Here is an 11925-nt window from a genome sequence, read left to right as displayed (position 1 = left end):
AGCGTACTTTGGTACGCGAGGAGGGTTGGAGCCGCAAGGTTGGGTGCTGTGGCTATTTGAGAACCCAGTTGTCGAAGGATAGACCGTAATCTGCGTATTTATCGCACAGGTCCTTGACCGTGCCGTCCTCGTAGAGCGCCTTGAGCGACTCGGTCACGGCGTCGGCCGACTTGGTGTCGCCCTTCTTAAAGCCGACGGCGTAGTGCTCGCTGGACAGCGGCTTGTCGAGCTGCGTATAGGCATCGGGCTTGGCGGCAAGCTGATACTGGGCAATCGAAAGGTCGCAAGCCACGGCATCGACCGCGCCGCTCTCGAGCTGCATAAAGGCCGTGTTGTACTCGCCGATGGTATCGAGCGTGGCAAACGTCGCGGCCAGATCCTTCTGGTCGCCCTCGAGCACATCCTGCGCAGCGGAATCGGTCTGAGTGATCACGGTCTTGCCAGCGAGATCGTCCCAGCTCTTGATACCCGCGTCCTTCTTGACCACCAACACCTGCTCGTTGAGCATATACGGCTCGGAGAACGTGTAGTCGTCCTCGCGGCCCTCCATGGTAAAGCCGTTCCAGATGCAGTTGATGGCGCCGGAGTTGAGCAGCGTGTCCTTGGCATCCCAATCGATGGCCTCGTAATCGACATCCCAGCCCTGCTTATCGGCAACGGCCTTGGCAAGGTCAAGGTCAAAGCCCGTGTACTCGCCGTCATCGCCCACAAAGCCGTACGGAGGGTAGGACTTGTCAAAGCCCACCACGAGCTTCTTGGACTCCGCGGCGCCCTTCACATCCTTGGCCGCGGCAGAACCAGCAGCGGAGCCCTTGCCAGCACCACCGCCGCAGCCGACAAGACCAAGGCCAAGCACCGTGGCGAGCGAGCCGGCTAGACCAACAAACTGACGACGAGACATATCGGTATTCATGGTATTCCCCCTCGATAGCACTTTAGTTAGGTAAAGTGAGTCATGTAACGTTCAGAATCATACACTTTAGTGAAATGGAGTACAAGGGAGGGCTTGCCCGGCGCGGGCGGGGAGCGGCGCGGAATTAAGTTTATCGCGAGTTCCGCACGCAAAGGAAAGCACTAAATGTGCTTTCCGTCTTGCGCAGGACTGTAGAGCAGGAAACTTAATTCCGCGCCGCTCCCCGCCCGCGCCGGGCAAACGTCGTTGGGCTTATCACTGACAGGAAATGGCCGCTTGCATATCGTCCACTAGCTTGGCACGGTACAATTGCTTCGGACTTTTCTTTTTCTTTAATAGTGGAGTTAATTCATGGCAGAATCTCGTGCGGAGCGTAAGGCTCGTCGTGCTTTGATCGAGGCGGCTGAGGGGTCGGAGGAGAAAAAATCTTCTACGAAATCCAAGTCGTCTCAGGATGCGAAGGGTAAGTCGGCCAAGGGCAAGGCTAAGGCCAAGCGCCCCAGTTCTCGTCGGAGCGAGGATAAGGCATCTCAGACTCGCTCCAAGCGCTCGCATAAAGATCCGGTTTCGTCTGCGCGTAAGGTTGTGGACCCCAAGTCTCCCTGTTCGATCATGAAAGCTTGCGGTGGGTGCACGGCGCTCAATCGTCCTTATAAGAAGCAGTTGGCGGCCAAGCAGGCTGCTATGGAGGAGCTGTTTGCTGAGCTCTGTGAGCGCGAGGGCATTAGCGTTGATCCCATTCGCGGTATGGGTGTTACCCTGGGCGACCCGGGCAAGTATCCTGCGCCGCGTGGTTTTCGTCATAAGGCTGCCACTCCGTTTGCTCCCGGCAAAGAGGGCGCTGTCCGCTGCGGCTTTTTTGAACGTGGGACGCACAGGATCGTTGCTGTTCCTGAATGCCCTGTCGAGGCGCCGGGCACTCGTCAGATTCTCAACGGCATCGCTCGCGAGGCCGAACGTCTGCATATTCCTGCCTTTAACGAAGACAAGCATCTGGGGCTGCTTCGCTATGCCGTCGTTCGCTGCGGCTGGCGCACCGACCAGATTATGGTCACCCTCGTGACCGCTCAGCGCGACCTGCCGCATGCGCAGGAGTTCTTTGAGGCTGTCGCCGCACTCGATCCGCATATCGTCACCGTCGCTCAGAACATCAACGGTCGCCCCGGCAATGCCATCTTGGGTGAGGAGACTCGTATCGTCTATGGCGCCGAATGCATGCGCGACCAGCTGCTCGGCTGCGAGTTCGATATCTCCCCCACCGCGTTCTACCAGACCAACCCGCAGCAGACCGAGCTGCTCTACCAGCTCGCCATCGACGGCATGGACCTGCGTCAGGGCGACGTGCTTATGGATGCCTACTGCGGCAGCGGTACCATCGGTCTTTGCGCAGCCAAGGCCGCCCAGGACAAGGGTATCGGTATCATGCTGCTTGGCGTGGAGCGAAACCCGGCGGGTATTGCCGACGCACGCCGCAATGCCGAGCTCAACGGCCTCACCCGCAGTGCCTGGTTTATGGCCGACGATGCAACCGACTATATCCTGGATGCCGCCGACAACAACGAGCGCGTCGACGTCCTCTCCATCGACCCGCCGCGCGCCGGCTCCACCCCCGAGTTTCTCGAAGCCGCCTGCGCGCTTAAGCCGCGCCGCATCACCTATATCAGCTGCAACCCCGTGACCCAGGAGCGTGACCTGCACCAGCTCCTCGATGGAGGCTATCGCCTGCTCAAGATCACGCCAGTCGATATGTTCCCCCATACCGACCACACCGAAACCGTAGCGGTCCTCGAGCGCCGATAATCTACCAGTACAAGAAAAAAAGGGGGGGGTGGCCCGTCTGGACCGCCCCCCCCTTCGTTGGTATATATGCCCCGTTACATACTTTTGCGCAGGTCGCACACGCCGGCTGCCGCCATCTCGCGCAGCAGCGTCTCGCGGTCGCGCGTCACGATCAGGTCCAGCGGGAAATGAATCTCGTCGAGCATCTTGCGTGCGTGATCGAGCTTGCCAATGGCCATGCCAATGTGGGCATCGGTCGACACGCCAATACCCACGCCCAGCTCGGCGCAGCGCTCGGCGATCTTGCGGCATACAGCCCAATGCTCAGTGTCGACACCGTGTTCAAGACTATGGTTGTTGATCTCGATAATCTTGTGCTTGGCCTTAGCCGCCAACAGCACCTCGTCGATATCGAACGGCACGCCCGAGCGACCCGCGTGGCCCAGCATGAACACCTTGGGATGTTCCAAGGCATTGATATACATCTCGGTCGTTTGGGCCAGCGTCGCACCCTCAGCAATCTGCGGATTATGCACGCTTGCAACCAAATAATCCAAATTACGCGTAACCAAATCGAACAGTGAATGCTGACGGCTGTACGAATCGCCGGCGATATCGAGCGTGACAGGAGTGTCCTCGCCAAACAGGCTTCCGTCCATCGAAACGATATCGGCCTCGGCACCACGCAGCACTAGCACGCCGCTCCATATGCGCGGCCAGATATCCTGGTTGATAAAGAACTGGTAACTGCGCAGGTCATCGGGACAAGCCGAAACCATAGAGCTCAGGTGATCGGCAGATCCGAGTACCTGCAGGCCGCGCTCTGCCGCCCAGTACACATTCTCCTCAATGGTCGAATATGCATGCGCAGAAAACATCGTATGGGTATGAATGTCACAAGAAAGAAGGTAGGGCATCGGGTCTCCTTATCCGGCATGGCCGTCGCGTATATTCATTGTACGCATAGCCTTCGGCAGTCGTAAAACTGCTTCATCCCAATCACACAACGGCATAGACAACGGGGTCTGGCTTAGCACCAAACCCCGTTTCACGTAAAACATTGTAAGCAGAGCGCTTTACTTTCGACGATATTCGTCGGCCAGTTGCTTCCAGGCAGGCAACGAATTGACGATGGTCTCGTGGCTCACACAGTAGCCAAGGCGGAACCAGCCCGGCATGCCAAAGCTATCCGAAGGCACCGCGAGCAGCTCATACTTCTTCGCGCGCTCGCAGAAAGCGTTCGCATCGGGCTCCAGCGCCTTCACCCACAGGTAGAATGCACCATCCGGCTCAACATAGGTGTAGCCGTACTCCGCCAGTGCATCGGTAAGCGCGGTGCGGTTGCGCGCATAGGCCTCAACGTCACTCGGCTCATCGATGCAATCAATAATCACACGCTGGAAGAGCGCCGGAGCGCACACGAAGCCCAGCGTACGGGCGGCACCGGCAACGGCGGGCATTAGACGAGCTGCCTGAGGATTCGTATTGGGGACCAAAATCCAGCCCACGCGCTCACCAGGCAGCGACAGCGACTTAGAATACGAGTAGCACACCACGGTGTTCTCGTAGATCGAGGGCACCCAAGCCACCTCGGCACCGTACACGATCTCGCGGTACGGCTCATCAGAGATGAGCATAATCGGATTCTCGGGATCACGCTTGGCGTTGACCTCGCGCAGAACATTGGCCAGTCGCGTCAGCGTGTCGCGTGTATATACGGCACCGGTCGGATTGTTGGGCGAGTCGATGATGACGGCAGTCGTCTTATCGGTAATCGCCTTGAGCACGTTGTCCACGCTCAGCTGGAACGCATCTTCATCGGCGAGCGCCTCAACACACGTACAGCCGGCCTTCTCAATCCAAACGCGATACTCCGGAAAGTATGGGGCGATAACAATAACCTCGTCGCCCGGGTTCGTAACGGCGTTGAGCGTGCAGGTGAGCGAAGCCGCGGCACCCACCGTCATAAAGACGTCTTTGCCCTCATAGTTCGTGCCAAAGCGACGGTTGAGCGAGTCGGCGACGGCCGCTCGACATTGCGGCAGACCCGGCGCAGGCGTGTATCCATGCAGCTGGTCGCTCGGCAGCTCCAATGCCTTCTTAATGGACTCAGCCACGGCGGCAGGTGCCGGAACGCTCGGGTTACCCAGCGAAAAATCGAATACGTTCTCCGCACCGATCTGTGCCTTGCGCTCAAGGCCATAGCTAAAGATCTCACGGATGATGGAGCTTTCCGCACCGCGAGCATACATAGTTTCGTTGATCATCTGTTCCCCTTTCGCATAGGCGCTATTGTACGCTTTAGCTGAGCAAAGTGCCGCAGCAATGTTGATTGGGGACAGACTTAAATGCGTGAAAACGCTCATTTAAGTCTGTCCCCAATCAACATATCGCTCAAAAGAAAAGCCTCCACAGGTTTCCCCGCAGAGGCTTTCGCTACAAGAACTATTTGTCGGCATCGGTGTTGCCGTCAGCGTTGGCAGCATTGCCATCACCGGCATCATCGGATGCGGCTTCGGCATCCTCCTGCATGGCCGCCTGCGCAAAGGCCGCAGCATCAGCCGCCAGCTCCTCCTCGCTCATGCGAGGCGAGCACTTCTTGGTCGGCATGCCGGCCGCCTTGGCGTTGCGCTCCTCCTTGGCCGCCAGGATATCGCCCTCGCGCTCAAGGTAAGCATCCCACTCGTTGTCGAGCAGGGCGTTCACGGCGTCGCCTTCGACGGTCTCGCGCTCAAGCAGCACCTTCGCCATCAGATCGAGCTGATCGCGACGGGCATCCAAAATCTCGACCGCACGGCGATGGGCTTCGCGCATGATGCGCTGAACCTCGATATCGATGCGGCGTGCCGTCTCCTCGGAGTAATCCTGGTGATCGGCGTAATCGCGACCAAGGAACACCTGATGCTGCGCCTCGCCAAACACTTGCGTGCCCAGCTCCTCGCTCATGCCCAGGCGCGTGACCATCTCGCGCGCCATCTTGGTTGCGCGCTCCAGATCGTTGCTCGCGCCCGACGTAATGTCATCGCACATGAGCTCCTCGGCAACGCGACCGCCCAAGAACACGGCGAGCTCGTCGAGCATCTCGTTCTTGGTCTTGAGGAAGTGGTCCTCCTGCGGAAGCTGCAGCGTGTAGCCCAGAGCCTGACCGCGGCTGACGATCGAGATCTTGTGGACCGGATCGGAGTGCTCCAGGATGTGGCCCACCAGGGCGTGACCGCTCTCGTGGTAGGCAATCGTGGTGCGCTCGGCCTCGGTCATCACGCGACCCTTGCGCTGCGGTCCGGCAATCACGCGCTCCATCGATTCCTCGACCTCGTCCATCGAGATCACGGAACGATGACGGCGAGCGGCCAGCAACGCAGACTCGTTGAGCAGGTTCGCCAAATCGGCACCAGTAAAGCCAACGGTCATCTGGGCGAGCTTCTCAAACTTAACGTCCTCGTCCATCGGCTTGTTCTCGGCATGCACGCGCAAGATCTGCTCGCGGCCCTTCACATCCGGACGGTCGACCGTAACCTGACGGTCAAAACGGCCGGGACGCAGCAATGCCGGATCCAAGATGTCAGGACGGTTGGTCGCAGCGATTAGGATGACCGACTCGCTTTCCTCAAAGCCGTCCATCTCGACCAGCAGCTGGTTGAGCGTCTGCTCGCGCTCGTCGTGACCGCCGCCCAGACCAGCTCCGCGCTGACGTCCCACGGCATCGATCTCGTCAATAAAGATGATCGACGGAGCCTGAGACTTGGCCTCCTTAAAGAGGTCGCGCACGCGGCTGGCACCGACACCCACGAACATCTCGACAAAGTCAGAACCAGAGATGCTAAAGAACGGCACGCCCGCCTCGCCGGCAACGGCCTTGGCCAGCAGCGTTTTACCGGTGCCCGGAGGGCCAACCAGCAACACGCCACGCGGGATCTTGGCGCCCAGCTTGCGATAGCGATCCGGATCGCTCAAAAAGTCACGGATCTCCTCGAGCTCCTCGACTGCCTCGTCCACGCCGGCAACGTCTTCAAACTTGACCTTGGGGCGTGTGGCCTCGTTGGTCTTGGCGTTGGTCTTGCCAAACTGCATGTTCCTGTTGTTGGCGCCCATCATCTGGCGCATAAAGTAGAACATGATGGCGATAAGGGCGATCGTCGGAAGCACACTCATCGCCAAGTCGCCCCAAAAATCGGGATCGTTGGTGTTGACGATGTACTTGGTATCGGGGTGCTCCGCCATGAGCTCGGCAAGCGAATCGGAGCCGACATAGGTCGAGGAGAAGCTCTTGAGCTCGCTCGTATCGCCCTTGTCCTTCTTCGTCTTCCAGTAATGACCCGTCACGCTTCCGTCTTGAACCGTATAGGTCAGATCTTCGACGCGATCCTGCTTGATGGCGCTGACCATCTCGCTCGTCGCGAGCTTAACGGTATTGCTGGAGCTGGCAAAGCCGGAGCCCATATTAAAGAAGGCATAGCCCAGAAGCGCGCAAGCCAAAAGAAAATACAGCCAGCCCGTACGCGTGGGCTTCTTGCCTCCGGGCATCCCCGGGATCTTAGGCTCCCGGGGAGTCTGGGAATTGTTATCGTTACGGTCGTCGGGCATCTTACGAATAAACCTCCGGTTTCAAAATGCCCAGATACGGAAGGTTGCGATAGCGCTCGGCATAGTCGAGGCCGTAGCCCACCACAAAGGCATCGGGGCAATGGGTTCCAACATACTTGGGCGTGATGGCCGAGACGCGGCCCTCAACGTCCTTCCACAGGAAGGCAGCGACCTCCAGCGAGGCGGGCTTGCGGCTCTCGAGGTTCTTCATCAGATACTTGAGCGTCAGGCCCGAGTCCAGAATGTCCTCGACGATCAGCACGTCGCGACCGCGGATGTCGATATCCAGGTCCTTAATGATACGCACGATACCCGAGGACTTCACACCGTCGCCGTAGCTCGAAACAGCCATGAAATCGATGTTGGTCGGCAGCTCGATCTTACGCATCAGGTCGCCCATAAAGACCACGGCGCCGCGCAGGACCGCAATCAGCACCAGATCCTTACCCGCGTAGTCGCGAGTAATCTGCTCGCCTAGGCGAGAGACGATACCGTCGATATCCTCCTGCGTGAACAGAACCTTCTCGATATCCGGATGTTGAGAAGCCATGACAACCCTTTCTTGTGCTTATCGCCCACACACCGCCGTATGGACGCGAACTTCACATTCTAGCAGCGCACGGGGTAAATTTACCAGCCCGTGCGCCATCAGCGCGGGAATACCGTCAACGTCGCACAGAATAGCAGGCGTGGGACGCTATTCCGCATCGACCACGCGGAGCAGATATGCCACGCGCGTTGCGGCCGTGCACTTAAAACGCTCGTCCGCGCGAACTCCGGCGACCCACACCACGGCACCCCCCGGCGCCGTCCTCACCATGGGCACGCCGGCGCGCTCGGAAACGGGAATGCGAGCCTCACCTAGCAAGTCGGATACTTTCTTGCTTCGACCACTCATCCCTAACGGGCACATCACGTCTCCCGGTGCGGGACCGTCCACCCACAGGCGCGCCAATCGCGCCTCGGCAGGGATCTCGCCACGCGAGCCCGCCAGGATCCGCTCACTATCGCTGTCGGCAAAACCCAGGGCAGCCGCGTCTACCAAAGCTGTCACTTCCCCGGCAGCCGCGAGCTCACGGGCACGCCGCACGATATCGCATCCCGGCTCAACGGCCATCGGTTCTGTGACCAGCATACGTCCCCCGCCCAACGGCAAACGACCAGGTACGGTAACCCAGTCCGCGACCAGGCCCTCGCGAGCCGCCGGCGCCTTAAACGCCAGCATGCCAAACTCAATGCGCGCGTCAATCCCCGCCGGAAGCGTGACCGAGCCGGCGCCCTCGGCAACGCAGGAAAGAACTCGCTCCACATGTCGCATCTCTGGACGAGCGTCCGGATCGATGCGCTTAATCGCCAGTCGCACGATGCGCCGCGCGATTACCACCTCGGCCGCAGCAAGGCGCCTGGCATCGAGCACCAGCGCGCCCGCCACCTCCTTACGCAGGCAGCTTCGAAACGCCTGTGCCGAAAGCTGAGACAAAAACGCGTCTTCATCGCCTAAGATCTCGCAGGCGGCGCCAATCGTCTTGCAGACGCTCGCATTACGCTGTGCCACCACTGGCATTACCCGATGGCGCACGTAGTTTCGCAGATACGAGATATCCTCATTGCTCTCGTCTTCACGCCACGGCTGACCATGTACCTGTAGATAGCCCACGAGCTCGCCATGAGTTAGGTCGAGCAAGGGACGCACCACGATATTCCTCCGGCGAGGAATGCTCGATAGGCCAGCGGGCCCCGAGCCCTTAATCGCGTTCATCAAAAACGTTTCCGCGCGATCCGAAGACGTGTGCGCGGTGCAGATACGAGCCGCCGTTCGCGGTGCCCCCGTCTGGGCACAGAGCTCGCGAACATACCTCCGCGCCGCGGCATAGCGCACCTCGCGGGCCGCGGCCTCAATATTGCCCGACTCCCCATCAAAATAAGCGTGCTCCACGCACAGCGGTAAACCATATTTCGCGCAGAGCTCACGCACAAAGGCCTCGTCGCCATCGGACGCCTTGCCGCGCAGATGATGGTTTACATGCAGCACATGCAGGCGCTCGCGAGCAATGGGGGCAACACCGCGTCCGTCTTGGATATCCAGCTTTGATGTGCACGCCATAAGAAGCAGTGCCGTCGAGTCCGCGCCGCCTGATACCATGAGCACGACAGGAGCAGCCTGCTGCCTCGTTCGGGTCTCATCGACTGCCCCGGGCACGGCATGGTGTCCGTAATGCTGTGATACCGTTGGCATTCGCTTCCTCCTCTATTCGTCCGCACCCATTGTATCCTTTGGAATCTTATGTTTCGTCTGCACCTTCATATCCTCGGCAGTGGCTCTAAAGGCAACTGCGCACTCATTGAGGGCCCGCAGGGGCTCATTATGGTCGATGACGGACTGTCTCGCCGCGAGACATTAAAGCGCATGGCAGAACTGGGGCTCTCGACAGACAACGTCTCGGCTCTTCTCATTACTCATGAGCATAGCGATCACATCAAGGGCCTCGATGTCTGGTGCAAGCACTGGCACGGCCCCCTCTTTGCCAGCAGGGGCACGCTTTCGTGCAAAGAAACCCTCGCACATCTACCCGTAGAGGAATTTGACCCCGGCGACACGCTTTCCATTGCCGGCATCCGCGTGCGAACCTACTCAACATCACACGATGTCATCAATCCAGTCGGCTATCGATTCGACGCCCTCGATGATTCCATCGGCTTTGCCACCGACACCGGAGAGCTATCAAGCCAAGCCATGAACACCCTCAAAGATTGTCGAGTCCTCGCGCTCGAAAGCAACCACGATGTGACCATGCTGCGCGAGGGAGAATATCCCCGCTTTCTTCAGGAGCGCATCCTGTCTGCAAGGGGGCACCTCTCCAACGACCAAGCCGCCGAAGCCGCGCGCGAACTCGTTACCGATCGCACCGAACAGCTCATTGCCATGCATATCAGCCAAGATAACAATCGCCCGAGCCTTACCGTCAAAAGCTATTCCAAAGCTCTGGCCGCAACCCTGGATGACGAGGTCGGCAGCTCCGCAACCCTTCTCCAAGGATCGCGAAAACTCTCGATACGCCCTGCGAGTCAATATCAGCCGGCAACCATTCAATAGACTGTCCTAGACAGCAAAAGGGGCCGAGAATCGCTTCCCAGCCCCTTTTGCTGTCTTTTAATAGCGCAGAACACCAACTTAATAGCGCAGAACACCAACGAAGTTAGTCGATGGAGATCTTCGTAACGTTCTTCTTCTCGACGATCTTGGGAACCGTAACGGTCAGGATGCCGTCAGCGTACTTAGCCGAGAGGCCCTCGCTCGAAGCGTCCTTTAGATACACGCCACGCGTCGCGCTGTACGAGCTGAACTCCTTCTGCAGGAAGTTCTTGCCCTCGTTCTCCTCGTCTTCCTCGACATTCACGCTAATGGACAGACGGCCCTCATTGAGCTCGACATCGATATCGTCCTTGGCGACACCGGTCAGATAGGCCTTGACCTCATAGCCGTCGCCCTTATCCTCAACGTCAACGGGAAACGCCTTGGAAGCAATCGAGTTGTTTGCAAGGTCGGTCATATCATCAAACAGATCGAACAGCGAGCTAGCAGAAGGACGAACGCCAAAAACCGAACGATAAGGAACCATGCTTGCCATGTTTACCACTCCTTTTAGGACTGCCGAGCCATCTTCTAGGTGACTGGGACTTCTTTTGACGCTCTTATATATGCCCACACAGTGCTTATATATACATTGACTATAAAGTTTTTTGAGTCAAGTACTATAAGCATATCTAAGTGTGTATGGCTCAGGTTTTAGTAAGGTTAAGGTTCTTTGAACCAGAGCTTAAATAACGAGTATGTTCGCAGCTACAAATAACAAGGGGCTTACAATGAGCGCGTACACGTTGTTGGTAACGAGCTAAAGGGCATCATGGACGACCAAAACCAGAACAAAATATTTATGCCGACGCAGGGGGAAGATACTTCCAGGCAACCGCCACGGTTCCATCGCCCCCACATCTCGCAAGAGCCCATTAATGATCCGGAGCCCGAGTATGTGACGAGAAATCGATATCAAACACTCGAGGATGCCCAAACGGGACGTAAACATATGGGCGTCGCCTCGGGAGACCCTGTATATCTGAAAGACGCACCATTATCTAAAAACAGCGCAGTTAGTGATGAGCCACTGAAAGCATCAGCCGCTCATCAACAAAGAGGTTCTCGACCCAAGCAAACCTTGACGCATTCGGCTCGCTATCTCGAAACGCCAAAACAGGGAAAATCAATCTTCGTTTCGTCAAGTAAAAGACGCAAGCAGCATCGACTGACAATCCTGCTTTTGATCATTGTGGCCATAGCAGTTGCCCTTGTTATTAGATTTATCTTCTTTAAATAAGGGCTCAATACCAAAAACGATAAGATCGTCTGGTGTAATTGAGTCATTTACGCCCCATAAACGCAAAAAAGGGGGAGGCCGCGAGGCCTCCCCCTTCTTCAAGTCATCCGACGGCTCGGTGCCGTCCACCGGTCAGCGGCGCCCTGGCCTCCCACGGGCTGGCCCCGCAGTACTCTCGGCGCGATGGGGCTTAGCTTCCGGGTTCGGAACGGGACCGGGCGTGCCCCCCATGCTCTGGCCGCTGACCGGTGGGCGGCGCCCACCGTTACGGTGTCC

The 11925-nt window shown here is 58.2% G+C and carries 10 protein-coding genes and 1 rRNA gene; 3 read left to right on the top strand and 8 right to left on the bottom strand.

Features of this window, described 5'->3' with window-relative positions; all coding sequences use genetic code 11:
• Positions 1-52 precede the first annotated feature (52 nt).
• The gene (locus DXC67_RS08570) at positions 53-913 is read right to left on the bottom strand and encodes a transporter substrate-binding domain-containing protein (protein WP_117638079.1); all 861 of its coding nucleotides are present in this window, start codon (positions 911-913) and stop codon (positions 53-55) included.
• Between the two features lie 351 nt (positions 914-1264).
• Between DXC67_RS08570 and rlmD the strand changes: the two genes are divergently transcribed.
• Positions 1265-2713 carry a 23S rRNA (uracil(1939)-C(5))-methyltransferase RlmD gene (gene rlmD / locus DXC67_RS08565; protein WP_117638078.1) on the top strand — a complete coding sequence of 483 codons (1449 nt, stop codon included), beginning with the start codon at positions 1265-1267 and terminating at the stop codon, positions 2711-2713.
• A gap of 74 nt (positions 2714-2787) precedes the next feature.
• Here the strand turns inward: rlmD and DXC67_RS08560 are convergent, their stop codons facing one another.
• From DXC67_RS08560 to tilS, 5 genes are all read right to left on the bottom strand, one after another.
• Positions 2788-3609: a phosphatase gene (locus DXC67_RS08560; protein WP_117638077.1), complete on the bottom strand. Its 822-nt coding sequence runs from the start codon at positions 3607-3609 to the stop codon at positions 2788-2790.
• A 159-nt stretch (positions 3610-3768) separates the two neighbouring features.
• Positions 3769-4959, bottom strand: coding sequence for a pyridoxal phosphate-dependent aminotransferase (locus tag DXC67_RS08555; protein ID WP_117638076.1), 1191 nt, complete (start codon positions 4957-4959; stop codon positions 3769-3771).
• A gap of 178 nt (positions 4960-5137) precedes the next feature.
• On the bottom strand, positions 5138-7216 hold the full coding sequence (ftsH, locus tag DXC67_RS08550) for an ATP-dependent zinc metalloprotease FtsH (RefSeq protein ID WP_255413353.1): 2079 nt from the start codon (positions 7214-7216) through the stop codon (positions 5138-5140).
• A 61-nt stretch (positions 7217-7277) separates the two neighbouring features.
• Complete coding sequence (gene hpt / locus DXC67_RS08545) at positions 7278-7826, bottom strand: hypoxanthine phosphoribosyltransferase (protein WP_117638074.1); 549 nt, start codon at positions 7824-7826, stop codon at positions 7278-7280.
• Positions 7827-7973: 147 nt separating this feature from the next.
• On the bottom strand, positions 7974-9512 hold the full coding sequence (tilS, locus tag DXC67_RS08540; RefSeq protein ID WP_199410698.1) for a tRNA lysidine(34) synthetase TilS: 1539 nt from the start codon (positions 9510-9512) through the stop codon (positions 7974-7976).
• 48 nt (positions 9513-9560) lie between these two features.
• Here tilS and DXC67_RS08535 point away from each other — a divergent pair, with 48 nt between their 5' ends.
• Entirely contained in the window at positions 9561-10370 is an 810-nt protein-coding gene (locus tag DXC67_RS08535) for an MBL fold metallo-hydrolase (RefSeq protein WP_117638073.1), read from the top strand.
• A 103-nt stretch (positions 10371-10473) separates the two neighbouring features.
• Here the strand turns inward: DXC67_RS08535 and DXC67_RS08530 are convergent, their stop codons facing one another.
• The gene (locus DXC67_RS08530; protein ID WP_040359532.1) at positions 10474-10905 is read right to left on the bottom strand and encodes an Hsp20/alpha crystallin family protein; all 432 of its coding nucleotides are present in this window, start codon (positions 10903-10905) and stop codon (positions 10474-10476) included.
• Between the two features lie 276 nt (positions 10906-11181).
• On the opposite strand from DXC67_RS08530, the gene DXC67_RS10315 reads away from it, so the two are divergent.
• Positions 11182-11649 (top strand): hypothetical protein, encoded by a 468-nt coding sequence (locus tag DXC67_RS10315; protein WP_147327780.1) that lies wholly within the window; start codon positions 11182-11184, stop codon positions 11647-11649.
• 130 nt (positions 11650-11779) lie between these two features.
• Here the strand turns inward: DXC67_RS10315 and rrf are convergent.
• Positions 11780-11895 (bottom strand): 5S ribosomal RNA (rrf, locus tag DXC67_RS08525).
• Positions 11896-11925 lie beyond the last annotated feature (30 nt).

The organism is Collinsella sp. TF07-1, assembly GCF_003437235.1.
Taxonomy (GTDB): Bacteria; Actinomycetota; Coriobacteriia; order Coriobacteriales; family Coriobacteriaceae; genus Collinsella.
The sequence above is the reverse complement of the archived record's forward strand: the minus strand, read 5'-3'. Positions and strand labels throughout refer to the sequence as shown.

What these genes read in the sequence shown, in the direction of transcription:
- DXC67_RS08560 (WP_117638077.1), bottom strand. Translation starts at nt 3,609, where the DNA reads ATGCCCTACCTTCTTTCTTGTGACATTCATACCCATACGATGTTTTCT.
- DXC67_RS08535 (WP_117638073.1), top strand. Translation starts at nt 9,561, where the DNA reads ATGTTTCGTCTGCACCTTCATATCCTCGGCAGTGGCTCTAAAGGCAAC.
- DXC67_RS08570 (WP_117638079.1), bottom strand. Translation starts at nt 913, where the DNA reads ATGAATACCGATATGTCTCGTCGTCAGTTTGTTGGTCTAGCCGGCTCG.
- hpt (WP_117638074.1), bottom strand. Translation starts at nt 7,826, where the DNA reads ATGGCTTCTCAACATCCGGATATCGAGAAGGTTCTGTTCACGCAGGAG.
- DXC67_RS10315 (WP_147327780.1), top strand. Translation starts at nt 11,182, where the DNA reads ATGGACGACCAAAACCAGAACAAAATATTTATGCCGACGCAGGGGGAA.
- tilS (WP_199410698.1), bottom strand. Translation starts at nt 9,512, where the DNA reads ATGCCAACGGTATCACAGCATTACGGACACCATGCCGTGCCCGGGGCA.
- DXC67_RS08555 (WP_117638076.1), bottom strand. Translation starts at nt 4,959, where the DNA reads ATGATCAACGAAACTATGTATGCTCGCGGTGCGGAAAGCTCCATCATC.
- ftsH (WP_255413353.1), bottom strand. Translation starts at nt 7,216, where the DNA reads ATGCCCGGAGGCAAGAAGCCCACGCGTACGGGCTGGCTGTATTTTCTT.
- rlmD (WP_117638078.1), top strand. Translation starts at nt 1,265, where the DNA reads ATGGCAGAATCTCGTGCGGAGCGTAAGGCTCGTCGTGCTTTGATCGAG.
- DXC67_RS08530 (WP_040359532.1), bottom strand. Translation starts at nt 10,905, where the DNA reads ATGGCAAGCATGGTTCCTTATCGTTCGGTTTTTGGCGTTCGTCCTTCT.